Here is a 15,343-nt window from a genome sequence, read left to right as displayed (position 1 = left end):
ATGAAAAGAATTTTACTCCTTACTATGCTAGCGTGGGCCTCTGCAGGTGCCGGTGCACAGCAGCAGGACATGCTGAACAAAATTGAAAGCGCAAAGCGCAGTCTGAGCAGCGCTGAATCACGCATCGTAAAAGAGCGGGTTTCGTTGTCATCTACCCTCAGTCAGTTAGAAAAAGACGTGATGTCTTTACGGGACAAAACTGCGGTCGCCCGCCGTCTCGCAGATGAAAAAACACTGAGTCTGAGCAAGCTGGAAGAACGCTTATCTGAATGGAAAGAGCAGCAAACCTATCAACAGAACCTGCTCAACCGTTTCCTGCAACAGCAGGGCTTACCGTTTAATGAAGTAAACGCCATGGACACCGCTGCTAAAATGGCTGCTGTGTCTGACGCTGCAGTGAAAACCGCCTCTCTGCCCGGCTGGCAGTCCCGTACGCTGGTACTGGAAAACGGTGAACTGGCCAGCGTACCGTCACTGTCGGTAGGACCGGTTACCTGGTTTAAACACAATGATGCGGTAGGACTGGCTGAAACCGTATCCGGCAGACTGCAAACCAAAGGGATGTTGCCCTCAGGGCTGGCGGCAACTATGCAGGAGCAGGCGGGCACCGTTGTCCTGGACCCGACCCTTGGCCGTGCACTTACCCGTGAGTCTGCAAACGAAGGTGTGATTGAGCACGTGGTGAAAGGCGGTATCTGGGTAGTCCCTATTTTACTGTTCGCGCTAATTGCTACTGTTATCGGTCTGCTTAAAGTGGTGCAACTGCTTCGTCTGCCTAAAGTGATTCCGGTGCGGTCCCAGGCGATGCTGGATAAGATTCTGCAGTCGGGTGGCGCGGCCCGTGCCCAATTTAAAGGCATGCAGGAAGACTTACTTAAAATTGCTGAGCAGGCGGTAACGTTCCGTGACCGTGATGATCAGCTGTTTGTACAACTGCAACAAGACCGGCAGACCCTCGATAAGTGGATCAATGCTGTGGCTGTTACTGCCGCTGTGGCTCCTCTGCTGGGACTGCTGGGAACGGTAAGCGGCATGATCGAAACCTTCCGCATGATGACATCATTCGGCTCAAGCGACCCTGAAGTGATTTCCGGCGGTATCGCCAAAGCACTGGTGACGACGGAGCTGGGTTTGATCGTCGCTATTCCTGCACTGATCCTTAATGCTCTCCTTAGCCGCAAAGCGCGTCAGTACTACACGGAACTGGAGAACTTTGCACTTATTTTAAGTGGCGACGAGGGCAACAGTCATCAGGAAGAGCTTGATGCGCAGGCGCGGGATACTGACACTGAATTGTTAGGATCCGGACATCCATCCGGAGCAAGCTGATGATTGAATTATTCACCGGCAACCCCTTGTGCTGGGTCATGGTACTGACCGGCTGGTTTGCCTTTCAGCAAATCTGGATGCTGTACCTGAACCGGTTCGATAAGGACGTTCGCAGTAAAGACAGCGACCCGTTGATGACGCCATCCGTGCTGGTAGGGGCGTTGCCGCTGATGGGGCTGCTTGGCACCATCATGGGATTGCAGGGCAGTTTCACCGGCATGATGACCGACGGGGCTGACAGTCAAATCGTGTCTGCAGGTATTGCCGATGCGTTATTTACAACTCAGCTGGGGCTGGTGATGGCTATCCCGGGCTGGTTATGTTTGTCATATGTGAAAGGACATCTGCACGATACGCAGGAAGGTGAGGTGAAACATGGCTAGTCGATTACAACGCCGGCTGGAAGCACAACCCATTCAGTCTATTGATATGTCACCACTGCTGGACGTGGTGTTTATTCTGTTGATTTTCTTCATCGTTTCCACGGTGTTCGTTAAAGAAACCGGGGTCGAAGTAGATAAGCCTCAGGCCATCTCGGCACAAAAGCTTGATCAGATGTCCATTCTTATTGCCATCACTGCAAATGGTGAGGTGATGTACGACAGTACCAACATCGGTGTTGCCGGGGTACGGGGAACGGTAGAGCAACTGATGGTGCAGGAAGTGCGTCCGGTGGTACTGCAGGTAGATAAAACCGTGTCGACAGATCTGCTGGTGGAGGTGATTGACGCCGCCAAAATGGCCGGCGCTGTTGACGTCAACATTGCCACCGCAAAATTGTGAGGATGCAGAATGAAAAAGCAACTTTCAGCATTTTTACTCAGCGGCGGTGTCATGGTGGTGTCGCTGGGAATACTGACTCTGGGCTATTACCTCAACAGTGAAGACGGCCCTGAGCTTGAAGTCAGACAGCTTGATATCGCCATTGCACAGCCGCCCCCGCCGCCGCCCCCGCAAAGTCAGCAGGTGACTGAGCAGGCAGATGTGAATATGCAGGTGGAAGGTGCCGGTGCGCCGGTATCAATGGCCGATATTCAGGTGGATCCGGAAATTGAAATTGATAAACCGGAGCGGCCGGACGTGGCAATGGCGCAACCTGACTGGGCTGCACCGGAAATAGACTGGGAGGCTTACGCTCTCAGTGAACTGGACGGCAAGCCTACCTTGCTGACTCCGGTAAAAATCCGGTTCCCGAAAAAACTGAAACATCGCGGTATTGAACGGGTTGTGGTGAAACTGGATGTAATGATTGATGAGAAGGGTGACGTCACCCTGATTGATATCGTCGACAACCCGCATCACGAACTTAATAAGGAAATTCAGCGCTTTGTGAAAGGCAGTAAATTCACTGCTCCGCACAAAGCCGATCACGCTGTCAGAGCAAGATTTATCTGGCCTGTGGAGATTGAAGCATAATGAAAAAATTCACGTTTAGACGATTAGGATGCTGTGCGTTACTACTCGCTTTCACAGCGGGCGTGCAGGCAGAGGTTAAAGTATCGCTGGAAGAGCCGGTCTGGGAATTCAGTTACCGCGCCGGTAAAAGCGATGCCCACAGGAACAGAGTAAACCGTGACGAAGGTGAGTTCTTTCATAACGTACAGCCTTTGCTGCAAAAGCAGGATTTCAAAGGTGTAGAGCAAGCCTGGAACACCTACCGTCAGGAACACGAAAAAGTCAGTGCCATGCTGCATGAAATGATGGGCCAGGTGTTTTTAAGCTTAAAGAAAAACAGTGAAGCGAAAAAACACTTCGAACTGGCGTTAAAGGAAGATCCTTCATCGTCAACTTCGCACCGTGGCCTGAGCATGATTTATATGCTTGATGAAGCTTACGAAAAGGCCCGTGAACATGTGGTGGCTTCGCTGGCACTCGGGGTGTCTGACAGTCAGGTGTATGGCCAGCTCGGATACCTTAATCTGCAACTGGAGAAACCCCGCAGTGCTACCGCAGCCTATCAGAATGCCATGATGCTGGAACCCGGCAATGCCCAGTGGGCGCAGGGTCTGCTGTTTGCGCTGATTGCCAGTGACGCACTTCCACAGGCGTCTTCACTGGTGGGTGAAATGCTCAGTGAAAAACCTGACAGTGCAAGGTTATGGCTGCAACGCAGTCAGATTGCGATGAAAAGCCAGGATGATCTCACTGCTATCAGCAGTCTGGAAACGGCGCTGTCTCTGGGGGAAAAGCGTGCGGAAAATCTCACGACTCTGGCAAAACTTCATGTGAAGTCCGGCAGTCCGCATCGTGCGGTTGCGCTGCTTAACGATAACGTCAGTACGTTGCTGGCCGGCAACAGTGATGGCGCAGAGACCATGTTAAGTATTGCCAACTGGCTGGCGGCCAGTCAGGACTGGCAAAACCTGGGTGCTCTGGTCAGTACACTGGATAAAAACGCTAAACGCCTTGATAGCAGTAACACAGCAATGCTGAACGTTATGAAGGCGAACCTCGCCATTGCGAAGGATCAGAACAGTAAAGCACAGGACTACCTGCTGACTGCTATTAAAGCCGCGCCGGCGAACGGTGATGCGCTGATGACGCTGGCAGCACTTCTGCGTAAAGAGAAGAAAGACGAACGTGCAAAAATGTATTACCTGCGTGCCGAAGCACTCCCCGAATATAAAGAACGGGCCATGCTGGGACGGGCACAGGTCGCCATTAATCAGAACGCTTACGCTGATGCGCTGACGTTGCTTCGTCAGGTGTACAAATCGAATCCGGGACGCAGTGATTTGCTGAGCAATATTCAGTCTCTGGAAAATATTGTGAAGAACGCATCATAATGACAACACAACATCTCCCTTTCTATTCAGCACCTGCCTTTACGGTAACTGTCAGAGTCATTCTGGCGGTGGCGGGTGGTTATGCGGCGGCCACCGCAATCAGTTTGTTGCTGGCGGCCGGGTCAGATGTATCCGGCCGTCAGGAAATTGCCTTTATCCGTATGGTGTTTTTCCTTGCCTGGACGGTTTATATCATCTGGATATTCGCCATCAATAACCATGTAAAAGCCTTCATCACCGCGCTGGCAATTAACGCCGTGGCGTGGGGACTGGTGTGGTCCGGTGTAGCGTCATGAAGGGGAGACGGCAATGAAAGGTTCACTCAGACAGTCGATGACCTGGCTGCATACATGGAGCTGCATCACCGCGGGCTGGATCCTGTTCGCGATATTTTTCACCGGTACGCTGGCATTTTTCAGAAGTGAAATTACTCACTGGATGCAGCCTGAATTGCATGTGTCTGTGCCGGCTGAGAACAGCGCTGAAGTGGCTTACCGCTATTTGCATGCCAAGGCCCCGGGGGCTCAGGAATGGCAAATTTCTTTACCGGGACCCAGAGAAGAAACGGTCAGTGCAAGCTGGCGCAATGGCGGGGAAGATCGCCAGCAAATGCGTTCGCAGCGTGCCGTTCTGAATGCGTCTACCGGTGAGGAGCTGAAGCCGAGAGAAACCGCCGGTGGCAATTTTCTGTACCGCTTCCACTTTGAACTATACGGCGTACCGCGTGCTGCCGGTGAGACCTTTGTCGGCATTGTCAGCATGATGATGCTCATTGGCATTGTCAGCGGCGTGATCATGCACCGTAAAATTTTTGCAGATTTTTTCATGTTCAGGCCAAAGAAGAAGCTGCTTTCCTGGATAGACGGGCATGTTCTGGCATCCGTGCTGGCGCTGCCATTTCATCTGATGATCACATTCTCCGGCTTGTTACTGTTAGGTGGCACTTTGCTTCCCTGGAACGGCAGTGGTGGTGGCCATGGTGGTCCTCCCGGTGGCGGAGGTCCGCAAGGACAGGGCGGGCCGCAACGGGGCGCACCGCAAGCGCGGGCAGTACAACATAAGCCTGCAGCGCCAGTTGTGGACAATAGCGCCCTGCTGGCACAGGTTATGGCCAGAGCTTCTGCTGAATGGGGCGTACCTGCTGACCGCATCACCATTAAAAATCCGGGCACAGATAAAGCGACATTTTCTGTATCCGGTCCCAACCGTGTTGAGTTATCCGCCGGTCGTGGCGGGAACAGCGGGCTGGTTTTTAACTCTGAAGGTGAAATTCTGAAAGTAGAAGAGGCGTCTTCTGCACCGAATACCAGCCAGGCAATTTATAACTATATGGACATGCTGCATCAGGCCCGTTTTGCCGACAGTGTTACCCGCTGGTTGCTCTTCTTTGCCGGTATCCTGGGCACGTTAATGGTGGGGACCGGTTCTGTCCTTTGGGTAGAGAAGCGCGCCAAAAAGCAAATGGGACGCAGAGGCTTCGAACTGGTGAGAGGCACGAACATTGGTGCTATCGCCGGGCTGATGGTGGCTACCGGTGCTTATTTCTGGACGAACCGCCTGTTGCCTGCAGAATTGGCGACACGCAGTGACTGGGAAGTACGCAGCTTTTTCATTGTGTGGGGGCTTTGTGTGGTAGCCGGACTGTTCAGACGCGACCGGAAAGGCTGGCTCTGGCAAACGCTGGCGGCTGCAGTGCTCTTCACCTTTATTCCGTTGCTGGATGTCGCTACATCACCTGTTCTGGTGCCTGATACGTTAAGGATCATATTCGATGCAGCCTGTCTTATCCTGGCCGCGCTGGCCTGGTATGCGGTGAGTAAACTCAAAGCTGAACCTAAATCTAAACGCGCGCCGTCAGGCCGCAAAGACAGCCCTGCCCGCCGGAGACGGCCTGCACCGGAAGCGGGCAGCACCGGGGAGCAGACAGCATGATGACATTTTTGTGTTTACTGCTGTGCATTGCCGGTTTTCTGCACTTTTCTATGGCGAACCCGAAACATTTCCGTGCGGTCACCGGTGATGAGATTGAAAACCTGCCCGGGGGCAGGCTGATATTTCAGACTCTGGCAGTGTGTTTTCTGACTGTTGCAATGTTTCCGGCGATAGCCGGCTGGCAAACTGAAATCGGACTGGTTGTGTGGTGCGGATTGCTGCATGTGGCAGCGGTATTGGTGTCTTTGCTGTTTACTTATCAGCAGGATGCGCTGGCATTTGTATGGCGCTGGTGTGTACCGGGAGGCTGGCTTCAGCGGGTATTACCCCGCTGATCCAACTGTCCGGGTTCAAACTTAGCCCGGACGTTTTACCCAGGCACTGCACCAGCCGTTGGTGTTAACCAGTTTACCCGGGAAAATGGCGCAGGGACGGTGAGCTTGTCCGTCCTCACCCTGAATGTACATACAATTACCGCACTGAGACCCTTCCACCGTTGATTTCGGGGTATATTTCAATGCCTGTGCTGTGGGGTCGTCGGTCTGCAGTTGCTCCTGTGCCTGTGCGCGAAGTGCAGTGCCACCTAACGTCAAACCGATCAGTGTGGTGCCTGACAGTTTTAGGAAATCACGACGGTTCACATTACTCATAATTTGCTCCCATAAAGCTTAAACGAGAATGATTTGTTTTTATTTGGTCTTATAACGTAAAAAACCTGCCGCGATGACAGGTTTAACATGACAATAGTTATACGACACATTTACGGGACTGCCAAATCGTTCCGTCACATATTTGATGTAGATTAACTTTTCTTCACCGCAGGACCTGTGCATTTACGCGTTTTTACCTGCCAGCGTGACGGGTTTGTCCGGTTTCGCATAGGCATAACGGGCGATGCGTTCCGCACGGTGGTAAGTATCCAGCCCGCTGATACATGCAAGATTCATTTTCTCCAAATCCAGTTGTCCGTCCTCACCGGTTGCCCCCTCCATCACGTAAATATCAAGCACCCTGCCAATGACCAGTACTGTCTGATTACATTGCAGCGTGGATATTTCTTCTGCCGCCATGGCCATACGCAAAGGACTTTGGGCGACAAATGGCGCGGCGAATCCATCTTCTTTCAGCGGTGTTAAGCCTGTGGCATCAAACTCACTGGTGTGTTCATCATAGCGGGCGGAAGTCTGATGAGCTTTATCTGTCCAGCCGGCGCTGACTGCATTAATGGTGTACACACCTGTTTCACGAATATTTTCCAGCGTTTGCCGTGGCACAGTATGGGGACGTAACAACATGCCCTGAAGAGGAGGATGCGCCCCCACGTGAAAAACAGAGCTGATAATGGCCAGGTTATCCCGTTTACCGTCAGTGGTGCCCACAAGGTTGGCCCCTTTGTAGCCGGACAAGCAGTTGATCAGGTTCGTCCGGGTCTGTTTTTCCAGCTCATTGATAGCAGCAGAAGTAAAATGCCGCATGGACGGGTCAGTCATATCAGGCATTCTCCTGCTCAACCTGCACGGTCAGGTTATCGCCGTCACTGTACACTGTCATTTCAATAGGCTGGCAGCAGACCTGGCAATCCAGTACCTGCATAACATTGATATCGTTTTGCTCATCAATTTCTACTTCATTCGGCTCCATGCAATAGGGGCAGTGAAATAACTTAGGGGTCGTCAGACTCATAACCACTCCGGATAACTGATTAAAATGATTTTGCTAACTTTTGATATACGCAGAAAACAGATAACCGGATTGTAAGGAAACTGCATCCGGCGGGTTGATTAAAGAGGCTGTATAAATATACACTTGGTCAGGTGTACAGTGTCCGGTGCAGATGATGCGTAAAACGTTGCCTGAAAAATATTATCTTGATCACTTCCGCGAGTTTTTGTCCTTTTTCGACGGTGCCAGTGGCGCATTGCTGGACGACAGTGCGCGGCGTTTTATTGAGGATTTCAATGCACTGCCGGAACCGCAGCAATGCATCATCGCCCGTGCAGCAAACCGCAAATACGCCATCATCAACCGTGAGCATTTCTACTACGAAGAAATACCGCATCCGCAGCAGCAAATAGATGCGCTTTCCGCCTCCGGCTGGTTCGGGTGTGTAACAGAAGCGCCGCTGCAGGAACTGGCCGGTATGCTGACCAAGGCCGACATTCTGCAATACCTGCATGATCTCGGGATCAGCGGTCAGCCTGCTTCAGCAAAAAAGAGTGTGCTGATGGCAGACTTATTCGATGGCATAAAACGTCACGGCTGGCCGGCGTCATTGTCGGTGGAGCATTTACTGTTTTGCCGCTTCGATGCCACTATGCGTTATTTGCTGTTTCTGTTCTTCGGAAACACTAAAGGGCGGCTGAATCAGTTTTCCATGCGTGATCTCGGCATCATGCGTACTCGGGGCCAGGCTGTGTCTGATCAGGCACGCTTCGAATTGCCGGAGGATGCCGGCGCTGCTTTTTATTATGCCTCACGCACCGGCGAACTGGATTTTCTTGATGATGAGGCCTGTCTGGCAGCAGCAAAAGCCCCCGTGCCGGAAACCTTCTCCACCATATCAGCAGTGCTGGCGGAAAAATACCACGCAAAACTGGGGTCAAAGCTGCTGTCTGTCGACCGGCAGGCTGCACTGACTTTTCTTGAGCAGTCTCCCGGCGATACAGCAAAAGAAAAATGGATTCGCGAAGCTTACAAAGAGGGATTGAAAGACGAGGTAAAGCAAAGCCTGGAAAGCATTATCGATACCCCGCCCTCAGATACATTGCTGGCCTTCGCAGAAGATTTTTATCAGCGTAAATATCATAAGAAACGTACCAGTATCGTGACTGATATGTTGCGCAATGCGTCCCGCACACTGCAACTGGACGAGAGTCAGAATCAGTCTGTTGAACGGGGCGTCATCGCCTGGTATCAGCGTCACGGCGCTGAAGCCTGGCGAACCGAGAATCGCTTGTGGCGGAGTCTGTTTGCCCTCACGTTCTGGACATTATTGTTTGAAGAGGATGCGCCGGTAACTGCCTTTGACCGGCGTCCCCAAAGCCTGAAGAATAATGCTTTCTACGATTCATTTGCGGTAAAAATTGATGAACTGCTGGCAAGTTTTACTACTGCAGACGCACTGATGAAGCATGTAACGGCCATGGCCGCTGCCCATTATGGTGAATCGAACAGCCTGTTCCTGTGGGGAACAAAATTGCTGGACCCGATCAAAGGGTTGCTGACACATGCGCCGGTTACACAGGTAACCGCCATGCTGAAAATGATGGCGCAGGACTTTGCCAGTCTGCGTGACGGATTCCCCGATATTATGGTGGTGGAAAACGGGGCGCTGCGGTTTGAAGAAATTAAGGCGCCCGGCGATCAGCTTCGCCGCAATCAACTTGTCAGTATTCAGAAGCTGCAGCAGGCCGGATTTGATGTGCAAATAACGCAGGTAAGCTGGTACCGTGACCCGGAGCAGCCCTACGCTGTTGTTGATATCGAAACCACAGGCGGCAACAGCCAGTATCACCGGATCACCGAAGTCGGCATTGTGAAAATTATCAACGGGGTAGTGGTGGATGAGTGGCAGTCTTTAATCAATCCGCAGCGACACATTCCTTCGTCTATTACCAGACTGACCGGGATCAGTAATGACATGGTTGCCGGTGCGCCGGTATTTGCCGACGTAGCTGAATCCATTGATGCTTTTACCCGTGACTGTGTGTTTGTCGCCCATAACGTCAATTTCGACTATGGATTTATCAAACAGGAATTTGCCCGTCTTGAGCAGCCTTTCCGGCGGCCCAAGTTATGTACTGTCAGAGAGTCCAGAAAAGCCTTTCCCGGACTTGCCTCATATTCACTGGCGGCGCTGACAAAACACTTCGGCATTGATATGGAACAGCATCACCGGGCATTGTCTGATGCAAGGGCGTCAGGCGAACTGCTGGTGATGACGCAGCAACAGGATTAAAAATGCTTAATGCATCGTTGCTGAACCCGCGGGTTTTCTCCTGCGTATTTTATTATGCACTGTTGAAGTGTGTACGCGTTCTTGCTGTTTGGCCTTCTCTCCGGGAAGGCCTTTTTTATAACTTCATTTTCAAACCGGTGAGAACACGCTCCACGTTGTCCACCACGTCCAGCCGGATAAACCATTCAGCATCTTCTGCGAACAGCGCACTGCCGCCTATTTCGCCGGAAAAGCCATGACCGTATCCGAGAAAGTCCTCGGTGAGTTCCGCACGGGAACCCAGCCCTTCATCAACCCGGGAAGCGTAGACAAAGTAAGACAGCGGATAGTTTTTAATGGCACCTTCGCCGGCAACGCCAATAATGGCTTTATTGCGTGACTGGTCAAGGCGCTGGATCCACTCAATAAATATTTCATGCTGCGGGTGCCAGGCATAGCGGTATTCACTGCGGACAAAATTACCGCCTGTCATGCGCTCCAGACTGATCTCAAAGCCGGCTTTATCTGAAAAGCGACCCGAATACTCAAGCTCAGCATAATCCAGTTTCGCCGGTAGTTGCAGAGCATTTGAGGGATCCTGGTTATCCAGTTGTCCGGCAACCAGTTCTACAGCGTGATGACTGTTCAGATTAACCACATGGCGAATACCTTCAATCCACCCGTCTTTCGACAAGCCGGTGGAAGATACCCGCCCTTTGTAGGTGGGAATAATACCAATCTCCGTCTTGCCTGCCGGTGATGTATGTCTGACATATAAACGACGGACATGAAACTGCTGGCTGCTACCGTCAAACAAGGTGTTATGACTTGAGGAGAAGTCATTTCCGGTGACAATAAAACTGTTCAGGCTCCAGCTTTCCCCCATAGCGAGTTGAGGATAATAGCGGATCCGGTATTGAGTGCGGTGATCTCTGTCTGAGCGGGCATCTGAACGAACCTGTAAATCCAGCTTGTCGTTAAAAGTCCATTCACTCTGACCCGAAGCACTGGTGCTGATAAAAAGAGCAACACACAAACCTGAAAAATACCGCCACATAACACTGCTTTCCATATACCGGACACAAATGAACCAAACACAATACGATGAATTTATTACATTAGCTCAGGCGACAAATATTCAGGGCAAAAAAAAGCCAGCACGGGGCTGGCATAGAAGTGGAACGCAATGAGATTGGGAACTCAAACACATCGGGAGAGATGTTCAGGAAGAGGCCTTCCCGTTTGAAGTTGAGATTATAATAGCGCTGACCAGCTGGTCCGGATATCGGGAAAAAGCGATGAGTGAAATCGTATTTTACGAATGATCTTGCGAATGATTTTACGAGGCATAGGAGAGAGGCGGAAGCACCACCTCCCTGCACGCGAAATCAAAAGCGGTAACCAATACCCGCCATCAATGCTGCAGAAACGTCATCGCCAGAGTCTGATACTGCTGTTGATTCGAGCTTGGCATAAAAGCCCTGCGCTTTACCTGAAAAGGTGAATCTCGCGCCTATTCCGGCAGTAAACTCATTTCTGCGATAGGTACTGGAGTAGTAGCTCGGAATGCATTCAAATTCATTACAGATAACGGAGTCTATCACTGCGTTGTCTTCATCTATCCGCGATACCCCCAGCTTCCCATAGAAACGAAACCAGTCTGTATTGAAATCGTGACCCAAATTTAACCCGGCGTAGGCAATGGTAATCATCCCTTTTTCACGGCCATATTTGAATTCTACAGAGGTAATTTCATTGAAATCGTATCCGGCTTCCACATACTGACCGGAGTAGCCGCAACTACTGCAATCTTCAGACGTTGTTGTGAAAAAACCGGCTCCGGCGTAAAGACCACTGTCTTCATCAGCCAAAGCAGAGGGAGCAAACAAGCCGGCGGCAACTGCAGAAGCTAACAGCGGGGCAGCTTTGAAAAAAGGCGACATAAAACAACTCCTTAATGAATCGTCAGACACACCTGTAAAGAGCGGGTATCTGATGCACCAGTCCGTCCGGTGCACTCATAAGGTAGATGCTGATGCGTTGTTAAGCCACCCGCGAAGTGTAACCAAACATTACCTGGCGTAACCTGAACCAATTGCGGTAAAAGGCATATCCAGTTCCAGCTCAGGAACCTGAAGGCCTACCCAGGCCGGAAAGGTATTGCTGTTCGGACCCGGAAAAAGGGTATATTCATTTGCCCAGGGATAGCGGGCAACGGCTTCCTGCACCTTAGGTAACAAAGCTCTGGCTTTTTCACCGGTAACTGAAAGGACTTTCTCCGGTTTTGCTCCATACCAGTAGCGATCCGGCGTCGGCGTGGTGTACTCCCTCAATGCAGGCAGGCCACTTTTTACCCGCCAGCCTGTGACTTCATACACTGTGTACTCCGGTGCATCCTGCGGCTTTACCGCAATCCAGGTATGCACGGCGAACCAGCCACGCCAGCTGTATGCATCAGCCGCATAGACTTCGATAACCGCGTCTGAAAAGTTTTCCGGCGCATAAGCAATGCCCGCAGGCTCTCTGGACGCACTGCGCCAGTCCTGACTGGAACATCCAGCGGTGCTAATGATGAGCGTGAGTAACAGAAATTTTCGCACAGTTTTCTCCTTTTCTTCGTTTCATACTCTCAGGACGGTAAAAACAGCACAAACAAAAACACCCGCAAAAGCGGGTGTTTTATCGATTTTTGACGTTTACGCCATACCGAGTTTCTTCTCAAGATAGTGGATGTTAGTACCACCGGCAAAGAAGTTTTCATCGGCCATGATACGGCGCTGTAACGGGATGTTGGTTTTGATCCCGTCTACTACCAGTTCGTCCAGCGCGTGGCGCATGCGGGCAATGGCTTCATCACGGCTTTCACCGTAAGTGATGAGTTTACCAATCATGGAATCATAATACGGCGGTACGGTGTAGCCGCTGTAAATATGTGATTCCCAGCGTACACCCAGACCACCCGGAGAGTGGAAAGTGTTGATTGTGCCGGGGCTTGGAATGAACGTGTCCGGGTCTTCCGCATTGATACGGCATTCAATGGCGTGGCCACGAATTTGTACCTGTGACTGGTCAACAGACAGTGGCTGACCGCCAGCAATGCGAAGCTGTTCTTTAATCAGGTCAACGCCGGTGATCATTTCAGAAACCGGGTGCTCTACCTGAATACGGGTGTTCATTTCGATGAAATAGAATTCGCCGTTCTCGTACAGGAATTCGAACGTACCTGCACCGCGGTAACCAATTTCTACACAAGCTTTACAGCAGCGCTCGCCAATTTTGTTACGCATTTGCTCGGAAATACCCGGCGCCGGCGCTTCTTCCACAACTTTCTGGTGACGACGTTGCATTGAACAGTCACGTTCACCTAAGTGAATCGCATTGCCCTGACCGTCTGACAGTACCTGAATCTCCACGTGACGGGGATTCTCAAGGAACTTTTCCATGTACACAACCGGGTTACCGAACGCGGCACCGGCTTCTGCCTGTGTGGTTGCGATAGATTGGATCAGTTCGCTTTCGCTGCGTACAACACGCATACCACGACCACCACCACCACCGGCAGCTTTAACGATGATTGGATAACCGATGCGTTTAGCAATGGCTTTGTTGCGTTCTTCATCGTCGGTCAGCGGGCCATCGGAACCAGGTACACAAGGAACACCGGCTTTTTTCATGGCGTTAATCGCTGACACTTTGTCGCCCATCAGGTTGATGGTGTCCGCTTTCGGACCAACAAAGATAAAACCGCTTTTCTCGACCGCTTCAGCAAACGCAGCGTTTTCCGCCAGGAAGCCGTAGCCGGGGTGGATTGCAATTGAATTGGTTACCTCTGCCGCAGCAATAATGCGCGGAATGTTCAGGTAACTTTCAGTTGCAGAAGCACCACCAATACAGATGGATTCATCTGCCAGCAGTACGTGTTTTAAGTTTCTGTCCGCGGTAGAGTGCACGGCTACGGTTTTGATGCCCAGTTCTTTACAGGCACGCAAAATACGTAACGCGATTTCTCCGCGGTTAGCTATGAGTACTTTATCTAACATATCGGCCGCCTGATTATTCGATGATGAACAGAGGCTGATCGAACTCTACCGGTTCCTGGTTTTCAACCAGAATAGCTTTAACAACACCCGCTTTGTCAGCTTCAATCTGGTTCATCATCTTCATTGCTTCGATGATACAAAGGGTATCGCCAACGTTTACAGACTGACCGACTTCAACGAATGACTTGGCAGTAGGAGAAGAAGCGCGGTAGAACGTACCAACCATCGGAGATTTAACCTGATGGCCAGTAGGACCTTGCTCGGCAGCCGGAGCTTCAGCAACAGGCGCAGCGGCAGCAACAGGTGCAGCTACAGGAGCAGGCGCCGGTGCAGCATAGTTGTAAGCCATTGGTGCAGCAGCACCGGTAGGACCACGGTGGATGCGTACAGATTCCTCACCTTCAGTGATTTCCAGTTCGGCAATACCGGATTCTTCAACCAGTTCGATGAGTTTTTTAATTTTTCTGATATCCATTGTCATTTCTCGTTTTTAATTCAGTTTTTCAGGTTCAGGGCTGCCGTCAATGCGAGTTCATAACCAATGGCACCTAAGCCAAGGATGACACCTGCAGCAACGTCAGATAGATATGAATGATGGCGGAAAGGTTCCCTTGCATGCACATTAGACAAATGCACTTCAATGAAAGGGATGTTTACACTTAACAGTGCATCACGAAGGGCGACACTGGTATGTGTAAATGCCGCAGGATTGATGATGATAGCATCGACCTTTCCCATGGCATCATGAATGCGGTTGATCAATTCGTGTTCTGCGTTAGACTGGAAATGGCTCAGCGACGCACCTGCCGCGCTGGCTTTTTCAACCAGATTATCGACAATGTCCTGAAGCGTCTGGTAACCGTAGGTTTCCGGTTCACGCTTGCCCAACATATTCAGGTTGGGGCCATTAAGTAACAAAATTTCCATAAACTTGCTGCTATCTTTCTTAAAATGATTGCTTACAACGCATTTCAACAGAAAATAACTCTGCTTGCACGAATTTTGAACCACGAATTGTGGATTTCCACCAGGTTAACGGCAGATTATAGAGGATGAGACAGTTTTCGCAGCAAAATACTGGTCTAATCAGGGGAAATAGACGCAAGATTAGATGATAATCTATGGTTTTTTAACACTCTCTATACCAGCTAGTCGCTTTTCCATTCTTCCGCGAACATTTGTTTGCACTTAATGTCGTCACCGGCACTTTATTCCCGGCAGCCACGTGTACCTACCTGGTTATTTGTTTCTGCGCATCTTGCCGGTACGGTTAATTTTGTTAGTGCTGAAGAAACTATCAATATTGTTACTGCACTCAG

19 protein-coding genes are annotated in these 15,343 nt (G+C 50.9%); 10 read left to right on the top strand and 9 right to left on the bottom strand.

Annotated elements, in window-relative coordinates:
• From AC4PME_RS17935 to AC4PME_RS17900, 8 genes are read left to right on the top strand one after another with little or no spacing between them, the layout of a single operon-like run.
• Positions 1-1,329, top strand: a complete 1,329-nt coding sequence (locus AC4PME_RS17935) for a MotA/TolQ/ExbB proton channel family protein (RefSeq protein ID WP_491044783.1) — start codon at positions 1-3, stop codon at positions 1,327-1,329.
• On the top strand, positions 1,329-1,712 hold the full coding sequence (locus AC4PME_RS17930) for a MotA/TolQ/ExbB proton channel family protein (protein WP_119503076.1): 384 nt from the start codon (positions 1,329-1,331) through the stop codon (positions 1,710-1,712). The genes AC4PME_RS17935 and AC4PME_RS17930 overlap by 1 nt, the downstream gene beginning before the upstream one ends.
• Positions 1,705-2,112, top strand: coding sequence for an ExbD/TolR family protein (locus AC4PME_RS17925; RefSeq protein ID WP_119503075.1), 408 nt, complete (start codon positions 1,705-1,707; stop codon positions 2,110-2,112). Before AC4PME_RS17930 ends, AC4PME_RS17925 begins: the two co-directional genes overlap by 8 nt.
• 9 nt (positions 2,113-2,121) lie before the next feature.
• On the top strand, positions 2,122-2,745 hold the full coding sequence (locus AC4PME_RS17920) for an energy transducer TonB (protein ID WP_119503074.1): 624 nt from the start codon (positions 2,122-2,124) through the stop codon (positions 2,743-2,745).
• Positions 2,745-4,115, top strand: a complete 1,371-nt coding sequence (locus tag AC4PME_RS17915; RefSeq protein WP_119503073.1) for a tetratricopeptide repeat protein — start codon at positions 2,745-2,747, stop codon at positions 4,113-4,115. Before AC4PME_RS17920 ends, AC4PME_RS17915 begins: the two co-directional genes overlap by 1 nt.
• A complete protein-coding gene (locus AC4PME_RS17910) occupies positions 4,115-4,411 on the top strand; it encodes a hypothetical protein (RefSeq protein WP_491044782.1) in 297 nt (98 codons plus the stop codon). The genes AC4PME_RS17915 and AC4PME_RS17910 overlap by 1 nt, the downstream gene beginning before the upstream one ends.
• Before the next feature lie 13 nt (positions 4,412-4,424).
• Positions 4,425-6,047: a PepSY-associated TM helix domain-containing protein gene (locus AC4PME_RS17905; protein ID WP_491044781.1), complete on the top strand. Its 1,623-nt coding sequence runs from the start codon at positions 4,425-4,427 to the stop codon at positions 6,045-6,047.
• A complete protein-coding gene (locus tag AC4PME_RS17900; RefSeq protein ID WP_491044780.1) occupies positions 6,044-6,382 on the top strand; it encodes a DUF3325 domain-containing protein in 339 nt (112 codons plus the stop codon). The genes AC4PME_RS17905 and AC4PME_RS17900 overlap by 4 nt, the downstream gene beginning before the upstream one ends.
• Before the next feature lie 21 nt (positions 6,383-6,403).
• Here AC4PME_RS17900 and AC4PME_RS17895 read toward each other — a convergent pair whose 3' ends face one another.
• The 3 genes from AC4PME_RS17895 to AC4PME_RS17885 form a co-directional block, all read right to left on the bottom strand.
• Positions 6,404-6,697: a high-potential iron-sulfur protein gene (locus AC4PME_RS17895; RefSeq protein ID WP_119503070.1), complete on the bottom strand. Its 294-nt coding sequence runs from the start codon at positions 6,695-6,697 to the stop codon at positions 6,404-6,406.
• A gap of 183 nt (positions 6,698-6,880) precedes the next feature.
• Positions 6,881-7,537, bottom strand: coding sequence for a flavin reductase family protein (locus AC4PME_RS17890; protein WP_491044779.1), 657 nt, complete (start codon positions 7,535-7,537; stop codon positions 6,881-6,883).
• 1 nt (position 7,538) lies between these two features.
• Entirely contained in the window at positions 7,539-7,730 is a 192-nt protein-coding gene (locus tag AC4PME_RS17885; RefSeq protein ID WP_119503069.1) for a zinc ribbon domain-containing protein, read from the bottom strand.
• Positions 7,731-7,884: 154 nt separating this feature from the next.
• Between AC4PME_RS17885 and AC4PME_RS17880 the strand changes: the two genes are divergently transcribed.
• Positions 7,885-10,005: an exonuclease domain-containing protein gene (locus AC4PME_RS17880; protein WP_491044778.1), complete on the top strand. Its 2,121-nt coding sequence runs from the start codon at positions 7,885-7,887 to the stop codon at positions 10,003-10,005.
• Positions 10,006-10,120: 115 nt separating this feature from the next.
• On the opposite strand, the gene AC4PME_RS17875 is transcribed toward AC4PME_RS17880, so the two are convergent.
• The 6 genes from AC4PME_RS17875 to aroQ form a co-directional block, all read right to left on the bottom strand.
• Positions 10,121-11,041, bottom strand: coding sequence for a hypothetical protein (locus tag AC4PME_RS17875; protein WP_119503547.1), 921 nt, complete (start codon positions 11,039-11,041; stop codon positions 10,121-10,123).
• Between the two features lie 331 nt (positions 11,042-11,372).
• Positions 11,373-11,927: an outer membrane beta-barrel protein gene (locus AC4PME_RS17870; RefSeq protein ID WP_119503067.1), complete on the bottom strand. Its 555-nt coding sequence runs from the start codon at positions 11,925-11,927 to the stop codon at positions 11,373-11,375.
• 129 nt (positions 11,928-12,056) lie between these two features.
• Positions 12,057-12,584: a DUF3750 domain-containing protein gene (locus tag AC4PME_RS17865; protein ID WP_119503066.1), complete on the bottom strand. Its 528-nt coding sequence runs from the start codon at positions 12,582-12,584 to the stop codon at positions 12,057-12,059.
• Between the two features lie 96 nt (positions 12,585-12,680).
• Entirely contained in the window at positions 12,681-14,024 is a 1,344-nt protein-coding gene (accC, locus tag AC4PME_RS17860) for an acetyl-CoA carboxylase biotin carboxylase subunit (protein ID WP_119503065.1), read from the bottom strand.
• A gap of 13 nt (positions 14,025-14,037) precedes the next feature.
• Positions 14,038-14,499, bottom strand: coding sequence for an acetyl-CoA carboxylase biotin carboxyl carrier protein (gene accB / locus AC4PME_RS17855; RefSeq protein ID WP_119503064.1), 462 nt, complete (start codon positions 14,497-14,499; stop codon positions 14,038-14,040).
• 20 nt (positions 14,500-14,519) lie between these two features.
• The gene (gene aroQ, locus AC4PME_RS17850; RefSeq protein ID WP_303572374.1) at positions 14,520-14,951 is read right to left on the bottom strand and encodes a type II 3-dehydroquinate dehydratase; all 432 of its coding nucleotides are present in this window, start codon (positions 14,949-14,951) and stop codon (positions 14,520-14,522) included.
• 264 nt (positions 14,952-15,215) lie between these two features.
• Between aroQ and AC4PME_RS17845 the strand changes: the two genes are divergently transcribed.
• Positions 15,216-15,343, top strand: a 128-nt coding sequence (locus AC4PME_RS17845; RefSeq protein WP_491529685.1) for an FMN-binding negative transcriptional regulator, incomplete at its 3' end; no start/stop codon positions are given.

The sequence above is a fragment of the Alteromonas sp. genome (assembly GCF_984505615.1).
The sequence above is the reverse complement of the archived record's forward strand: the minus strand, read 5'-3'. Positions and strand labels throughout refer to the sequence as shown.